This is a genomic window from Streptomyces sp. CA-249302, assembly GCF_050936785.1.
Taxonomy (GTDB): Bacteria; Actinomycetota; Actinomycetes; order Streptomycetales; family Streptomycetaceae; genus Streptomyces.
This window is the reverse complement of record NZ_JBNJMG010000001.1, coordinates 2,237,737-2,253,985: the sequence shown is the minus strand read 5'-3', so window position 1 is coordinate 2,253,985 and position 16,249 is coordinate 2,237,737. Positions and strand designations below refer to the sequence as shown.

Genomic DNA, 16,249 nt, shown 5'->3' with positions numbered 1-16,249 from the left:
TCCCGGTGAGCCACCTCTGTGCCCAAGTCCCCTGAGGAGACGGCTACTTCATCGTCAGGAATCTCTGGACCAGCGAGGCCAGCAGCACCGCCAGCAGGGGCAGCGAGAACCAGAAGCTGCTCTGCATCCAGCGCAGTTGGCGCACGCTCGGCCGCATCGCGACCCGGACCACCTCGCGTGCCGTCAGCATCACGATCAGCGCGAGGGCGGCCAGGGCGCCGACGACCGACCACGGCGTCCAGGTGATCTGCGGTCCGATCGGGCCCGGGTCCGGCTTCGGCACCTTGCCCTCGGGCTGCTTCTTCAGCGAGTAGACGACGGCGTCGTCGTTGACGAAGACCTTCTTCAACTCGGCCCGCTGGTCCAGGTTCTGGATCAGCCGGGGCTCCCAGGTGGCCGAGTAGCCCACGTCCATCTGGAGATACGTCACCTGACTCTCGTTGATCATCAGGTACGAGTTGGGTCCCGCGTCCTTGAGCGCCTTGACCAGGCCGGAGACCAGCACCGGGTCGGCCGGTGCCAGCGTGGGCACGTAGTTGACCTTCTCCATGTCCTTCGCGCCCCACGGCAGCGCCGGCGTCACGTCGTTCACCGTGTCGTTGCTGAGCCACAGCAGCCGGACCGTCGGCTTGTCGTGGGCGTACACGTAGTCCATGGCGGCGACCTCGCCGGGCCGCACCCGCTCGAACGGCTCGTTGCCCCAACGGGCCACCAGGAAGCCGCCCATGAGCAGCAGGCCCGCCAGGAGCGCCGCCAGCGGGGCGAGGCTGACCCGGTCCTTGTCCCGTTCCTCGGCGGTCACGCCGGTGCGCGGGAACAGCGCGAGTCCGGCCAGCAGGGCCGCGCCGGGCAGCGCGAACATGAAGACGCGCAGCGCCATCTCGCCGCCGTACGACTGCATGCCGAAGCCCAGGAACGGGACGAAGGTGAGCACCAGCAGCGAGCGCTCGCGGTACTGGTGGTCGCGGCGGCGCCACCAGCCCCAGCAGGCGAACAGCATCACTCCGCCGGCCAGCAGGACGCGCGCGTACAGGACGAGCTTGTGGGTCGAACTGCCGCCCTGGATACGGCCGGAGACGGAGGTGGAGACATTGCTGCCGACTCCGCCGACCCCGCCGAACAGTTCGTTGAAGTGCCCGGACCAGTACGGCTCGGCCATGAAGCCCACCCAGACCGCGACCAGGACGCCGAACAGGACGGGCAGGCCGCGCAGTTCGGAGCGGCCGATCAGGACGAGCACGGCGAGCACACCCAGCATCACGAACGGGGTGAGCTGGTGGGCCGGCACGCTCGCCGCGAAGAGCCCGATCAGCACGCCGAGCAGGACTGCCTTCTGGCGCCTGGTCGTCGGTTCGACCTCCAGCTCGCCCGGCCGCTTCTTCGTCCAGATCACGCGTGGTTCGCGGAACCAGACCAGCAGGATCGCGACGAACGCCAGGTAGAGCAGATAGGTGAAGCCCTGCGGTGAGAAGTAGTCCTGGCCGACCCAGCCGCTGAGCACGAAGATCCAGATGCCGGTCCACTTGGCCCGCCAGCTCGCCCGCAGCGAGCGCACCAGGAGGAACATCGGGGCCAGGTAGAGGAGTTGGATGGTGAGTGGCCACCAGCGGATGAGGTCGGTGAGGTCCGTCATTCCGCAGGCCTTGGTGACGAACGCGGCCACCGCGAAGAAGCCCGGCCAGCTCCAGCGCGCGTCCAGGTCCGGTACGGCGGACCCGGTGCGGTCGATGTAGTCGAGGAAGCCGAGGTGCTGGTAGGCGGTCGGGAACCGCGGCTCGGTCTCGATCACCGCGGGCAGCGCGTGCAGCGAGACCACGGTCGCGAGCAGCGTGATCAGCAGCAGCGCCTTGTGCTCACGGCCCAGCCACAGCAGCGAGGCGAACACCGCGACCAGCAGCGCGGCCCCGATCAGCGTGGGCAGCGGCAGGATCGAGATGAGGCCCAGCCCGCCCATCCGGTCCAGGTCGGCCTCGTCGAGACCCAGCGCCGGCACCCAGTAGAGCAGCAGGGCGGCGGCCAGCAGACAGCCGAGGACGACTCCGAGCCGGGACGGCCGCAGCCGCTCGCGCCACGGGACGGCGGACGGCGGCTCGGACTCCCGTACGGGCGCCTCTTCTTGTACGAGCGACGCCTCGGCCTTCCGCTCGAACTCCTCCTGTTGTACGACCCGTCGCTCGAACTCCGCCTCGAACGGCGCGTCCACCTCGATCTCGGCCGGTCCGAGCGAGGCCTCCGAGCCCGGGCCCCGCTCTTCGACCGGCAGCCCGAGCTCCGGGTTCTTCGCCCAGGTCGGCCGGTGGTCCGGACGGACAACCGGCGTGCCCGTGGGCGGAGTTCCGGGACCCGGACGCACGTCGGGGCGGCGCTCCAGGTGGTCGAAGTCGACGTGGATGCCGAGCGCCAGGGTGTCGGTGTCCAGCGCCCAGGCCGGCCCGCGCCTGCGGGGCCGGTCCGACGCCGGGACCTCGCGCGCCCCCAGGTCGGCGAGGTCACCGTCGGGTGCCGCGTGTTCCGGCACGTCGGCCGGCACGGCCCTGATGGTCCTGAACAGCTTCGGGGCGGCGATCATCACGATCACCGCGAGCGAGGAGATCTCGGCGACACCGGCACCGGTCAGCCCCATCCGGGGGAGCAGCAGCAGCGTCAGACCGAGCACCAGGACGCACAACAGGCCCTGCAACCATGCGAGTCCGGCCGTGCGGCTCTGCGCGCGCAGGACCGCGAAGTACGTCTCCATGCAGACCCGGAGCAGTGCGCCGACCGCGAACCAGCGCAGCAGCGGGGTCGCCGCGTCCGCGTAGCCCGCGCCGAACACCCCGAGGATCCAGGGCGCCCCGATGAACAGCATTCCGCAGATCGGGAGCATGATCCGCGCCATCCGCTTCAGCGCCGCACGGGTGTTGGCGGCCAGCCGGGCCGGATCGTGCGAGCCCTCGACGGTCAGCGAGGCGCCCATGTTGATGGCGAGCAGATTGACCGTGCCGCCTATGGTGGTGGTGATGTAGAAGTACGCGTTGTCCTCGGAGCTGACCTGCGAGGCGATGATCACCGGGACCAGGTAGACCACGGCGAGCGAGAACAGCGAGCCCGTGTAGTCGCCCGCGAGGAACTTGCCGATCTCCTTGACCGTCGGCGGTTTCGCGTGGTCCTCGGTGGCCTTGACGTGCCGGGGCACCAGGCGCCGGAAGACCAGCCAGCCCAGCGGCACGACCGAGGTCGCGATCGCCAGGACCCAGGAGACGAAGACACCGCTCGTCGCCAGCACGGCCGCGAGCCCGATCAGCAGCGCGAGTTTGACGGTGGAGAACACGGTGTTCCCTACCGGCACCCACCGTGCGCTGCGCAGCCCGGTCAGCACCCCGTCCTGGAGCGTGAGCAGGTTCCAGGCGACCACGGCGACGATGAAGCCGAGGCCGTTGAGCGGCCCGTGCAGGAAGCGGTACGACGGTCCCCACTCGTCGAGCGTCAGCAGGAACACCAGCGCGGCGAGCCCGACCAGGACCGAACTGCCCGCGTAGGTACGGAAGATGAGCCGTCCGGTGGCGCGGCCCGCCACCGGGATGAAGCGGGCCAGGGCGCCCGTCAGGGTCACCGCGGTCAGTCCGGCCAGCAGCTTCATGGCCGCGATCGCGGCGGAGCCCTGGCCGACGGCGGACTCGGAGTAGTAGCGGGCGGCGATCAGCCAGTAGCCCAGGCCCAGTACGGCGGAGATGCCGGTGTTCAGCATCAGGGCGTAGGCGTTGCGGAACAGCTGGTTGCCGCCCTTCCCCCTGCCCAGTCCGGGCAGGCGAAGGCGGCGCCCCGACTGCTCGGGCGCCTCGGTCGGGGGCGACGCTGCCTCGGTCGTGGTCGTCGTGTCAGACACGGGAACGGATGGCCTTCCGGCGGACCTGGTGTGCTCTGCGGACCATGGCGTACCCCTTGGTGAGGGCACGGTCCCTGGCGAAGTTGCGGGCGATCGAACGGCCCTCGACCAGCCGCTCGAACTCCTCGATCCCGGTGCTGCGGCGCACGGTGACGCGGTGCAGCGCGTACGGACCCTGGCGGCGGCGCGCGAGGCCGTTGCCGACGGCGAGCGCCTGGGCGTAGCCCGTCTCGCGGACCGCCTCGCGCACCCGGCGGCTGGAGTAGCCGTACGGGTAGGCGAAGGAGGCCGGGACGGTGCCCAGTTCGTCGGCGACGATCTCCTTGCAGTGGATCAGCTCGTGCCGCAGCGTGCGGTCGTCGAGCTGGTCGAGCTGGGGGTGGGTGTGGCTGTGGCCGCCGATCTCCACGTCCGCGGCGGCCAGTTCGCGCACCTGGTCCCAGTCGAGCATGGTGTCGAGGCCGCCTCCGGTGTCGTGCGCCCCCTTGAGCCAGCCCGTGGAGACGAACAGCGTGGACGCGAAGCCGTGCTTGGCGAGCACGGGCAGGGCGTGCCGGTGCACGCCCGCGTAGCCGTCGTCGAAGGTGATCAGTAGCGGGCGCGGCGGCAGCGGCTTGCCGGAGCGCCAACTCGCGGCCAGATCAGCTGTGTTGACCGGGGTGAGCCCGCGGTCGCCGATGCATGCCATCTGCTCGGCGAAGGCCTCGGGCGCCACCGACAGCTCGCGCGTGGCATCGTTCGGAGCGGTCGCGACCGAGTGGTACATCAGGATCGGCACCGGTGCCTCAGCCATGAGATCCCCCCTCTGGTCTCCCGTCGATCTCCACGACGGAGAACGTCGCACCGCCACGGCGTGCGCGAAGGCTCCCGACGACGTACCCACCGGCCGCCGTCAGCACTCCGGCGACGATCGCGCCCGCGCGACCCGCACCGCCCGGCCGGGCCAGCGCGGCGTCGCGCAGCCCGCGCGCCACACCCGTCGGCAGCACCCGGGTGGCGTACCGGCGCTCGGACTCAAGTCCCTTGTCCGCACCCACACTTCGCGCCACGAGTGCCTTCGACAGACCCTCGGCGTAGGAGCGTGAGCGGAAGTACCCGAAGTGCTCGCGCGCCGCGGGTACCCGGTGGTGGATCACCGCGCGGTCGTCGATCAGCAGGACGGCGTCCGGTCTGGCGCGGGTGAGCCGGATGCACAGCTCCGTCTCCTCGCAGCCCAGCGGCCGCTTGTCGCCGTCCCGTCCGATGCCGGTGGCGAAACCTCCGGCCGCGTCGAACGCCGTACGACGGAACGAGGCGTTGCCGCCCAGGACGTTGCGCACCCGGACCCGGCCCGGCGGCAGGCCCTTGTACGTGCAGCCCACCACCCAGTCGAACTCCTCGGGGAACCAGGCCGGCCGGCGGCCCGACGCCCAGATCGGCATCGTACGGCCGCCGACGGCCATCACCCGCGGGTCGGCGTACCCCTCGGCGAAGCGCCGCAGCCACTCCCGCTCGGCCACGGCGTCGTCGTCGAGGAAGGCGACCACCTCGCCGCGGGAGGCGGCGATGCCGGTGTTGCGGCCGGCGGACAGACCGCGTGGGCCGGCGTTCGCCAGCACTGATACATCGTCAACTTCCTTGTACTCCTTGGTCAGTCGGTCCAGCAGCGCCGGATTGTGGTCGACGACCAGCAGAGTTTCCAGTGCGGGGTACGACTGCGCCCGCACCGAGGAGACCGCCGCGAGAATGTCCTCCCAGCGGTCCTCGGTGTAGACGCAGATCACGACGGAGAAGTCGAGATCGCTCAAGACACCTCTCCCTGAACCGATTCGAGCATCGGCGAGTGGTGCTCCTGCCGGCGCAGCTCCCTGCGGTTCGACCGCTCCTTCAGGATCACCTTGAGCACCCGGAACCCGTCCCGCACGGCCCGCAGATTGCTCGCGCCGTGGATGCGGAGGTACTCGTAGCTCGGGATCTCCTGCACCTTGAGCCCGGCCTTGACCACCCGGATGTTGATCAGGGTCTCGATCTCGAAGCCGGTGCAGTCGAGGGAGATCTTGTCCAGGCAGTGCCGCCAGAACGCGTTGTATCCGTAGCAGAGATCCGTGTAGCGGGCGCCGAACTTGCGGTTGACGATGGTGCACAGCGCCCAGTTGCCGAGCTTGCGGATGAAGGTCATGTCGTCGGTGCCGCCGCCGTTGGCGAAACGGGAGCCCTTGGCGAAGTCCGCGCCCGAGACCAGGGCGGAGACGTAACTGACGATCTCGTTGCCGTCGGCCGAGCCGTCCGCGTCGACCATCACGATGATGTCGCCGGTGCACGCCTCGAACCCGGTGATCAGGGCATCCCCCTTGCCCTTGCCCTGCTGTTCGACGACCTTGACGTTCGGCCACAGACCGCGGGCCACTTCGACGGTGTCGTCCGTGGAGTTGCCGTCGACCAGGACGACTTCGTGTATCCAGTCCGGGAGCGTCTTGAAGACGTAGGGGAGATTCTCCGCCTCGTTCATGGCGGGAATCACCACGCTCACCGGTGGCGTGATGGCCAGATGTGAGGAGATCGGCCGGTACTCGGGCCGAAGAACGGAACTCATGAGTCTTGGTCCCTCTCGTCCGGTGGACCGCCCGCCCCTGGGCGGTCCGGATCGTGTCCGGTTCGAAAGGGGGTTTCACGCCTGTGGCATGACGAAAAGGTTCTACGTGCACGCCGAGGCGAGCTGGCAAAGATGGCCAACCGCCGCCTTACTGACGACAGTCGGTCGCGCGGCACGACTCGGTCACAAGTGCGGTCACCGAGCACGGCACCCCCCTACCGCGCCCCGCTCCGGAAACCACCGCGGTCCTTGAGCCCTCCCCTAGAGCCGCTTGGTGATGGTCCGATGCGGGTGAGATTACGACGGTATTGATGATTGAACCCGTATGGCAAGACCTGAAACTCGGCCTCACGTTTTTGTTGGTTTGACCGTTACACAACTTAGAAGAAGAACGAGACAACTGATCACGGTCACGGCAATGATCCCGCCATGGACGGACCAGCGGTGGACGGCGAGCATCCCTTGTGCCACCAGCATGTTGAGTACGACCGCGCCCGCGATGGCGGCGAGCGCCCGGCCGAAGGGTTCCAGCCCGCGCAGCGCGGCCGCGACGGCGGTCGCCGGTGCGGCGAGCAGGAAGAACAGGGTGAGCGGGCCGCGCAGCGGCGAACCCGAGTCGGCGAGCGCCAGCAGTGCGCCGAAAACCCCCACGGCGGTGGCCGCGCCCGCGAGCAGCGGGGTCAGATCCCCGTCGCTCGATGGTCTCTTGATACGGATGGTCTGCATTGGCGACTTTGCCCCCCAGCGCGCCGGATGCCGGACTTCAATGTCGCGCAGCGCAACAGTGGGCGTCAAGATGCGGAAGAAGCCCCTTACCGGTTCTTATGGAGTCCTAAACATGTGTTCCCCGGAGGCGCCGGCTGCCTCCGGGGAACAGGTGTTCAGATCGCGCGGTGCGGTGTTACGGGACGAGCTTGAGGAGCTTGTTCGGTGAGCCGGTGCCCACGCTGGTCAGCACACCCGAGGTGGCGCCGCCGACCAGGGCCGAGGCGACCGTGGCCGGGGTGGCCGAGGTGTGGCCCGCGAGGTAGACGGCCGCGGCGCCCGCGACGTGCGGGGTGGCCATGGAGGTGCCGGAGAGCGTGGCGGTGGCGGTGTCGCTGGTGTTGTAGCCCGCGATGATCGAGGAGCCGGGCGCGAAGATGTCCAGGACGGAGCCGTAGTTCGAGTAGCTGGCCCTGGCGTCCGAGCTGGTGGTCGCGCCGACCGTGATCGCGGTGGAGACGCGGGCCGGGGAGTACGAGGAGGCGTTGGCCGAGCTGTTGCCCGCCGCGACCGCGTAAGTCACGCCGCTGGCTATGGAGTTGGCGACCGCCGTGTCCAGCGAGGTGGAGGCGGAGCCGCCCAGTGACATGTTGGCGACGGCCGGCGTGGTGTGGTTCTCGGTGACCCACTCGATGCCGTCGATGACGCCGGCGGTGGTGCCGGAGCCGCTGTTGTCCAGCACCCGGACCGCCACGATGTTCGCCTTCTTGGCGACGCCGTAGGTGGTGCCCGCGATGGTGGTGGCCACATGGGTGCCGTGGCCGTTGCCGTCGGAGGCGGTGGTGTCGCCGTCGACCGCGTCGTAGCCGTAGGAGGCGCGGCCGCTGATCTGGGTGTGGGTGATCCGGACGCCGGTGTCGATGACGTACACCGTCACACCGCTGCCCGCGGTGTCCGGGTAGGTGTACGTGCCCGAAAGCGGAAGCGCGGTCTGGTCGATGCGGTCCAGGCCCCAAGGGGCGCTGGACTGCGTGGTGTCGGCCAGCTGGACGCGCTGGTTCTGCTCGACGGAGGCCACCGCCGGGTCGGCCGCGAGTCTCTTCGCCTCGCTCGCCGAGAGCGTGGCCGTGTAGCCGTTGAGCACGGTGTCGAAGGTCTTCCCGACCGTGCCGCCGTACTGCTTGACGAGTCCCTTGCCCGCGCTGGAGGCCGCCTTGAGGCCGGCGCCCTTCTTCAGCGTGACGATGTAACTGTCCTTGACGGCCGTGGGGGAGCCGGCGGCGAGGACCTTGCCCACCGCCGGGGCGGCCTGGGCGGGGAGAGCGGTGAGGCCGCCGACGAGGGCGGCGGTCGCGAGGCCGGTGACGGCGGCGAACCGGAACTTCTTGCTACGCGGTTGTGCCATGACGAGGAGTCCTCCTCCATGGGGGGAAGCGCGCCTGGGTAAGGCAACGCCGGAGTAAAGAGTGACCCATCTACAGGCATAGAGAAAGGGAGTTGAGGAGTCGTCAACAAATCTGTCATGCGCACGTAATCAAAGGTGACTTTGGCATGGACACTTCCCGTCAATGCGCGTAGTTGCTACGACAGTTGTGGCAGAGATCCTGCTAAAGGGAGGTTCCATGAGACGTTCCCGACTTGCCGCTTACGTCGGCTCGCTCCTCCTCGCCGTCGCCGCCGTCCTCACCGGGACGGGTACGGCCCACGCCGCCACAGCCCCCTATGTGGCCCTCGGCGACTCCTACTCCTCCGGTGTCGGCGCGGGCAGCTACATCTCGTCCAGCGGCGACTGCAAGCAGAGCACCAAGGCCTACCCCTACCTCTGGGCGGCCGCCCATTCACCCTCGGCGTTCAGCTTCAAGGCTTGCTCGGGCGCTCGTACGGGTGATGTCCTGGCGAACCAGCTGGGCACCCTGACCACCTCGACCGGCCTGGTCTCCATCAGCATCGGCGGCAACGACGCCGGCTTCTCCGACGTCATGACGACCTGTGTGCTCCAATCCGACAGCGCCTGCCTCTCACGCATCAACACCGCGAAGGCGTACGTCGACTCGACGCTCCCGGGCCAGCTGGACAACGTCTACTCCGCGATCAGCGGCAAGGCCCCCAACGCCCATGTGGTGGTCCTCGGCTACCCCCGCTTCTACAAGCTCGGCACCACCTGCGTCGGTCTCTCCGAGACCAAGCGGAAGGCGATCAACGACGCCGCCGACTACCTGGACACCGCCACCGCCAAGGCCGCCGCCGACCACGGCTTCACCTTCGGCGACGTCCGCACCACCTTCACCGGCCACGAGCTCTGCTCCGGCAGCGCCTGGCTGCACAGCCTCAACCTGCTCAACATCGGCGAGTCGTACCACCCGACCGCGGCCGGCCAGTCCGGCGGCTACCTGCCCGTCCTGACCAGCGCGGCCTGATCATCCGTACTGCCGTCCCTTCACTGCGAGGGTGACGCCGAAGTACTGGGGAGGCCCCGCCCGTCGGGGTCTCCGCCACACAAGTCACCGAGAACGGCACCGAGTTGGACGTCGTCTGCTTCGGCGAGCGCACCTCGACGCTGATCGAGTTGCTGAAGGTCCCGGTCTTGTCGTACGTCGTCACGAACGCCTTGTCCTGCTTGGTCCTGCCCCCGCCGTCCGGGAAGGACATGGTCTTCCACCCCGGATCCATCACCTGCCCGTCCTTCGACACCCAGCGATAGCTGACCTCGGCCGGCAGCTTGGCCACCGAGATCGTCGCCGTGAACCCGGGCGCGTCGCTCTGCGCGGGCGGACAGCTGCCGGAGTACTGGGTGTTCGACCCCGTCAGCGTCACGCTCACCGACTGGGGCGTCGAGCTGGGACTGCTGCTCCTGGTGGGCGTCGTGTTCGCACCACCACCGGTCCGGGTGTCGGTGGGGCCCGCCGAAGTCGCCGTGTCGGAGCGGGTGTTGTCGCCACCGGTGTTCTTGTCCCCGTCGCCGTTGCCCATGTTCAGCAGTCCGTACGTCAGCCCGGCCAGCGCCAGTGCGAGGACGACCACGCCGACGATCAGGACGACACCGGCGCGGCGGTTGCGCTCCGGCGGCGGGGCGGCCGTGGCGGTCGTCCCCGGGCCCGGCACGGGCTGAGTGCGTGCGTTCGGATACGGCGTCTGCCGGGACGGGGGCGGCTGCTCCGGGTAGGCCGCGGCGACGGTCGGCGGGTACGGGGTCGCCGGGAAGCCGTCCGTGCGGGGCGTGCCGCCGGCCGCGATGATCCGCAGGTCCTGTTCGGCCCGGTCGGCGGACAGTCGTTCGGCGGGGTCCTTGCGCAGCAGCCCCTCGACGACCGGGGTGAGCGGGCCGGCCCGCAGCGGCGGCGGCAGCTCCTCGTCGACGATCGCGCGCAGGGTGCTCAGGGGGGTGTCGTAGCGGAAGGGGGAGTTGCCCTCGACGGCCGCGTACAGCAGCACACCCAGCGACCACAGATCCGACTCGGGGCCGGGGGTGCGCCCCAGCGCCCGCTCGGGGGCGAGGAATTCGGGCGAGCCGATCACCTCACCGGTCATCGTCAGCGCCGAACTGCCCTCGACCTGCGCGATGCCGAAGTCGGTGAGCACCACCCGGCCGTCGTTGGACAACAGCACGTTGGCCGGCTTCACGTCCCGGTGCAGCACCCCGGCCTCGTGTGCGGCACGCAGCGCGGCCAGCACCTCGGCACCGATGTGCGCGGCCCGCTGCGGATCCAACGGGCCCTCGGCGTCCAGGAGTTCGGCCAGCGAGATACCGCGGACCAGCTCCATCACGATCCACGGGCGGCCGTCCTGCATGGCAACGTCGTACACCGTGACGACATTGCGGTTGGCGACCCGCGCCGCCGCCCACGCCTCGCGCTCCAGACGGGCGTACATCCGCTCGATGTCCTGGGCCGCCAGTCCGGCGGGCGCGCGCACCTCCTTGACGGCGACCTCACGGTGCAGAACCTCGTCGCGGGCCCGCCACACCGTTCCCATACCCCCCTCGCCGAGGGGGGACAGGAGCCGGTAGCGGCCCGCGATCAGACGTTCACTGCCCGGTTCTTCGGACACGGGCGTCCCCCATTCGCATCCGCGCGATTTCTCCACTCCGCGTGATTTCTCCACAAACGTAGCTCAGCCGAGTGCGGATGCCGCCCCCTTGAGAACCAATCCGACCCCCAGGGCCACCACGAGGAACGCGGACGCCAGGGGGGCCGTCCGGCGGACCAGGGTCGCCATCGGGTGGGTGGTCCAGCGGGGGCGCCGGTCCAGTACCCGGTTCATTCCCGTACCCAGCTTCACCACCGCGAACCCGGCCGCGGTGAGGGTGAGGGCCAGCCCCACGCCGTACGCGACGACGAGCAGCAGCCCGAACCAGGCCTGCCCCAGCGCCATCGCGCCGACCAGCACCACGACGGCGGACGGACTCGGCACGAGACCGCCGGCGAACCCGAGCAGGATCGTGCCGCGGAGGGTGGGGGCGATGGAGTGGGTGTGGGTGAAGCCGCCGTGAGTGTGTTCGAGGGTGTGGGAGTGGTCGTGCGTGTGGCCGTGGTCGTGGTCGTGGCCGTGATCGTGACTGTGCGGGTGGTCGTGGGCGTGATCGTGACCGTGCCCGGGGGAGTGCGGATGGGGATGGGGGTGGGTTTCCGCTGTCGCCGAGGCGGTCGCCGTGTGGGCGGCGACCAGGACCAGGGAGCGTTCCTCGGTCTCCTCGGTGTCGTGCGTGTGGGGGTGGGGGTGGTCGTGCGTGTGGCCGGTCCCGTGGGGGTGGTCGTGTGTGTGGCCGTCGGGGCCAGAGGGGTGCGGCTGCCCGAGTCCGAATCCGTGGCCGCGGTTGCGCCAGGCCCGTCGTACGAGGGTCGCGCCCGCCATGATCACCAGGACGCCGCTCGCGATGCCCAGCCAGATGATCACCGAGGGCGCCGCGGCCGAGCCGGCCGTCACCAGGAGGCCGAGGGCGACGACGCCCAGTGTGTGGGTGACGGTGACCGAGGCGGCCAGCGGCATGACGTCCTTGAGCTTGGCGCGGCCGCCGCGGGCCGCCGCCGTCGCGGCCATCAGGGTCTTGCCGTGGCCCGGGGCCAGCGCGTGCATCGCACCCAGGAAGACCGCGATGAGCAGCGCGAGCGCGGCGAAGCCGAAGGTCAGGTCGTGGCGGGCGACCAGGGAGTCCAGGGCGCGGGTCCAGCGGTCGGCGCCGCGCGGCAGCACGGAGGCGGCGGGAGCGTTCGTCTCGTCCTCGACCAGGGCCGGTCCACCGGGCCGCACGCGCAGCGACGCGGCCGAGGTGTCGGCGGGGGAGGAGAGCAACTCCTTGGGGTAGCTGGTGAGTTCACGCGAGATCGACTTCTTGGGTACGTCCGTCGCGGTGAGCGTCATCCGGTCGCCGCGCGCGGTGATCTCCCGCCAGCCGGGGCCGGTGGTGGCGCCCGCGCTGTGGAAGCCGACGGTGACGGTCTTGGCGTCGGGCAGTTCGGCGGTCAGTCGGCACTCCACCCGGAGGGTGTTGAGGCCGGCCTGCCCGGGCCGGGTCTGCGCCTTGCTGCTGCCCACCGTCAGCGTCGCGGCCCGGCCGTCGACGGTGACCTTGCTGCCCTCGGCCGCCTTCTCGCACCGCTGCTTCGCCCAGGCGCTCATGCCGAGCCGTTCGATGTCCGGCTTGGCCTGGGTCGCGGGGATCTCGGCGAGGTCCTCGACGTGGTCGACGCGGAGCTTGCCGGGGGCGGCGACGAGACCGTCGTAACGGTTGACGGTGAAGTTGCCGAGGGGGTGCGCGCTCGCGCTGGTGGAAGGGATCAGCGCGAGCGCGCAGGCCGTCATGACGACGGCCCCTGTGGAGGCGAGCCAACGACGGGGTATCACTTGGCCGCCTCCAGGTCCTTGAGCGCCTTGCGGGCCTCGCTCGCGCCCAGCGGCGAGAAGCCGGCGTTCAGCTTCAGCGCGGCCCGCAGGGAGGCGCGGGCGTCCTTCGCGTGGCCGGTGGCGCGTTCGATCATGCCGCGGTGGTAGATGAACGTGGCGTTGTGGTATCCGGTCGCCGTGGCCTGCTTCGCGTACGGGAGGGCTTCCGCGTCCTTGCCGTTGACGTGCAGCGCCCAGGCGAGGGCGTCCGCGGTGTGCACGGTGTGGCGGCGGGCCCACTCGGCGCGGGCGGCGCGCAGGGCGGAGGCCTTGTCGCCGTGGTCGGCGGCGGCGAGCGCGGTGTCGAGGTCGGCGTTGACGCCGTTGGCGCGGGCGAGCGCGATCCAGGCGTCGACCAGCGCGTACTGGTCGCGGGCCTTGTCCTTGTCGCCCTCCTTGCCGCGGTCCTCGTACATCTCGCCCAGTTCCACGAGGGGTTGGGGCAGCGGATAGCGGGCGACGACCTGCTCCATGCCCTTGAGCCCGGCGGCCTTGTCGCCGCTCGCGTACTGGGCGCGGGCGCGGCCCTCGAGGGCCGGGAGGTAGTTGTCGTCGGCGGCCAGCGCGCGGGCGTAATAGGTGAGCGCGCTCTTGTAGTCGCCCTGGTTCCAGGCGAGCAGCCCGAGTTGGGCGGCGACGTAGGAGATGTCGCCGGGGGTGCTGGAGGCGGCGAGCGCCTGCTGGAGGACCCGCTGGGCGGTCTTCACGTCCCCGCGCAACTCGTGCACGTACGCGTACCGGGTGAAGACGGGGATGCCGGGCCGCCGGGTGTCCGCGGTGTCGGCGGCCTTCGACGCGTCGGCGTAGCGGCCGAGTTCGACGAGGGCGTCGATACGGGAGGAGAGGGCGTCCTGGCTGTAGGGGTTCTCCTTCAGCACCTGGTCGGCGTACTTCAGCGCGTCCTTGAAGTCGTGCCGGGCGGCGGCGAGGGCGGCCTGTCCGGTGACGGCCTGCTCGTTGCCGGCCTTGATGCCGAGGGACTTCTTCAGCGCCTTCTCGGCCTGCGGGTACCGGGAGGGGTCACCCTTGGTGCGGGCCTGCTCGACATAGGCGAGGCCGAGGGTGGCCCAGCTGCCGTAGTCCCTTGGCTGGGACCGGAGTTGGGCCTGCAGTGCGGTGATGCTGGCGTCGATGTTCCCGCTGTTGAGGAGGGCAGGTGACATGGCGCTGGGCGCGGCGGCGACGCTCGTACCGCCGTGATCCCTCAGCGCCCCGAAGGCGATGGACCCACCGGTGAGCGCGACGGCCAACAGTACGGCCGTACCGCCGAGTTGGACGGCCCGCAGCCGCTTGCCGGCTTCACCCACCCGACGAACAGCGGCGACACGTTCGTCGTCCACGTCGGTCACTTCTTCGGAGGTATCCGCAGACGACTCACTACCGTCCCCGGCACTCTCCTCGAAGCCTTCGGTGTCGTTGCTGCGCGGGCCCATGCCCTCTCCTAGGTCGACGTTCATTCAAAAGAGTTGGTGCGGCGCGGCCCGGCCGTGGGGGATGGGTACGGAACGGGCCGCGCCAGTCGATGGGGGCCGGGGAGTCAGGCCCCGGCCCCGGTCCGAGTGGGCCTAGTACACGCGGCTGCGCATCCGGCGCCACCACATGAGGCCCGCGCCGATCAGCGCGATACCGGCCGCACCGCCACCCGCGGAGGCGGCGATCAGGCTCGTGTTGCTCATGCCACCGGACGAGGCCGGCTGGAGCGCGTCGCCGAGCTGGTTCTTGACGTCGCTGCCGCCGGCGACACCCTTGGCGGTGGCGCCGCGCGAACCGGCGGTCGGGTTGGCCAGGTACGGGAAGTACTTGCCGAAGCCCTTGTCGTTCTTGTCGACCGCGTCGCCCAGGTCGTTCTTGGAGCCGACCAGTTCGCCCTCCATGACCTGGAGCGCCTCGTCGATCACGTCGTCGGTGAGCCGGCGTCCGTTCGGGAAGCCCTGGTTGTCACCGTCGAGGACGCCCAGCCGCTTCGGTGAGGCGGTCGGCTTGATGGACGTGTTCAGGCGCAGCTCCTCCGCCGCCCGCACGTACGGCGGCTGGTTGAGGCCCTTGACGCCCTTCAGGAACACGTCGACGAGGTCGTTGCGCGGCTCCGACGGGGCCTTGATCTTGTAGATGGCCTCGATGAGCTTCGGCAGCTCCGGGTTGGTCACGTTCTTCAGGAACTGACCGTCGTTCCACGGCGAGGACGCGTTGAACTTGTCCTTGTCCTTCAGCGGGTTGACGACCTCGTTGACCAGCGGGTTGCCGAGGCGCGAGACCTGCTCGTAGTAGCCCTGCGCGTTCTTGCGCTGGACGGTCGACCAGATGCCCACGATCGGCTGCTTCTTGGACTCCGTGATCATGTCCGTCGGCAGCTGGAGGGCGATCGAGTTGACGTTGTAGCCCTTGAGGGTGTCCCGGCCGACCTCGGAGAGGTTCCCGCCGTACAGCAGGTCGAAGACGCGCAGGTCCGCGAAGAACGGGTCGTCGGCCTGGCCGGCGAAGGTCTGACCGCCGTTCGACAGCTTGTAGATCGCCTGGTCGCGCAGCTTGCCGTAGTCGGGCATCGACGCCTTGCCGACGTCGGAGGGCGCCACCGGGATGTCGTCGGCGAGCTTGGTCTCCGAGACGACCTTCTGCTTCTTCAGCTTGATCAGCTCGAGGTCGTACGTCTGCGTGATGTTCAGGTCGGGGTCGGTCAGGTTGCTGACCACGCCCGTGTTGTACAGGAACGACTTCTTGTTCTTGATCTGCGTGTTGAACGTGTAGCGCAGCAGCAACTCGCCCTGCGCGTCACCGTTGTTGTCGATGTGGATGTCGTACTGGGCGTCGTCCGCGAACTGGTAGAAGTTCGGACCGCCCGCCGGCTCCTCCATGGGGATGAAGTTGGCGATGAGCGTCGTCGTGTCCGGCTTGTCCGGGCTGACGAACGCGTACAGGTCCGTGTTGTCGTACTGGGGCTGCCCCGAGATCAGCGGGGCCTCCCGGTGGCTGGAGGCGGAGGCCGCCCCCGGTTCCAGCGTGGCCACACCGGCGGCCGCGAGCCCGCCGGCGGCCAGTGCACCAGCTATGAGGGTCGCGATGCTCCTGCGTCCCGCGCCGCTCCTGGAGTCAGTTGTCATGCCGTCCGTCCTCAGTCCCAACTTGCCTGACGAACGCTGATTCGGAGCGGTCGGCAGGGTGGATTGGTCGAATCCCAAACGTTCTTACGGCGAACTTCGAATCTTGTTTCAGCTCGGCCGCGAATCTTG

At 69.7% G+C, this 16,249-nt stretch carries 11 protein-coding genes; 1 reads left to right on the top strand and 10 read right to left on the bottom strand.

Going from position 1 to position 16,249, the window contains the following annotated elements; genetic code table 11:
• Positions 1 to 43: 43 nt before the first annotated feature.
• The 6 genes from ACQEWB_RS10100 to ACQEWB_RS10075 all read right to left on the bottom strand — a co-directional run bounded on the left by ACQEWB_RS10100 (position 44) and on the right by ACQEWB_RS10075 (position 8,547).
• Positions 44 to 3,865 (bottom strand): lipopolysaccharide biosynthesis protein, encoded by a 3,822-nt coding sequence (locus ACQEWB_RS10100; protein ID WP_432829259.1) that lies wholly within the window; start codon positions 3,863 to 3,865, stop codon positions 44 to 46.
• Positions 3,858 to 4,658 (bottom strand): polysaccharide deacetylase family protein, encoded by an 801-nt coding sequence (locus ACQEWB_RS10095; protein ID WP_432829257.1) that lies wholly within the window; start codon positions 4,656 to 4,658, stop codon positions 3,858 to 3,860. Before ACQEWB_RS10095 ends, ACQEWB_RS10100 begins: the two co-directional genes overlap by 8 nt.
• Positions 4,651 to 5,652: a glycosyltransferase family 2 protein gene (locus ACQEWB_RS10090; protein ID WP_432829255.1), complete on the bottom strand. Its 1,002-nt coding sequence runs from the start codon at positions 5,650 to 5,652 to the stop codon at positions 4,651 to 4,653. The genes ACQEWB_RS10095 and ACQEWB_RS10090 overlap by 8 nt, the downstream gene beginning before the upstream one ends.
• Complete coding sequence (locus tag ACQEWB_RS10085) at positions 5,649 to 6,437, bottom strand: glycosyltransferase family 2 protein (RefSeq protein ID WP_432829253.1); 789 nt, start codon at positions 6,435 to 6,437, stop codon at positions 5,649 to 5,651. Before ACQEWB_RS10085 ends, ACQEWB_RS10090 begins: the two co-directional genes overlap by 4 nt.
• Positions 6,438 to 6,785: 348 nt before the next feature.
• Entirely contained in the window at positions 6,786 to 7,163 is a 378-nt protein-coding gene (locus ACQEWB_RS10080; RefSeq protein WP_432843728.1) for a hypothetical protein, read from the bottom strand.
• Positions 7,164 to 7,338: 175 nt separating this feature from the next.
• The gene (locus ACQEWB_RS10075) at positions 7,339 to 8,547 is read right to left on the bottom strand and encodes a S8 family peptidase (RefSeq protein WP_432829251.1); all 1,209 of its coding nucleotides are present in this window, start codon (positions 8,545 to 8,547) and stop codon (positions 7,339 to 7,341) included.
• Positions 8,548 to 8,764: 217 nt separating this feature from the next.
• Here ACQEWB_RS10075 and ACQEWB_RS10070 point away from each other — a divergent pair, with 217 nt between their 5' ends.
• The gene (locus tag ACQEWB_RS10070) at positions 8,765 to 9,559 is read left to right on the top strand and encodes an SGNH/GDSL hydrolase family protein (RefSeq protein ID WP_432829249.1); all 795 of its coding nucleotides are present in this window, start codon (positions 8,765 to 8,767) and stop codon (positions 9,557 to 9,559) included.
• Here ACQEWB_RS10070 and ACQEWB_RS10065 read toward each other — a convergent pair.
• The 4 genes from ACQEWB_RS10065 to ACQEWB_RS10050 form a co-directional block, all read right to left on the bottom strand.
• Positions 9,480 to 11,189, bottom strand: a complete 1,710-nt coding sequence (locus ACQEWB_RS10065; protein ID WP_432829247.1) for a serine/threonine-protein kinase — start codon at positions 11,187 to 11,189, stop codon at positions 9,480 to 9,482. The genes ACQEWB_RS10070 and ACQEWB_RS10065 overlap by 80 nt on opposite strands.
• Before the next feature lie 63 nt (positions 11,190 to 11,252).
• Positions 11,253 to 12,983 (bottom strand): urease accessory protein UreH domain-containing protein, encoded by a 1,731-nt coding sequence (locus ACQEWB_RS10060; RefSeq protein WP_432829245.1) that lies wholly within the window; start codon positions 12,981 to 12,983, stop codon positions 11,253 to 11,255.
• Positions 12,980 to 14,479, bottom strand: a complete 1,500-nt coding sequence (locus ACQEWB_RS10055) for a tetratricopeptide repeat protein (protein ID WP_432829243.1) — start codon at positions 14,477 to 14,479, stop codon at positions 12,980 to 12,982. Before ACQEWB_RS10055 ends, ACQEWB_RS10060 begins: the two co-directional genes overlap by 4 nt.
• 108 nt (positions 14,480 to 14,587) lie before the next feature.
• Positions 14,588 to 16,120 (bottom strand): DUF4331 domain-containing protein, encoded by a 1,533-nt coding sequence (locus tag ACQEWB_RS10050; RefSeq protein WP_432829241.1) that lies wholly within the window; start codon positions 16,118 to 16,120, stop codon positions 14,588 to 14,590.
• Positions 16,121 to 16,249: the final 129 nt, after the last annotated feature.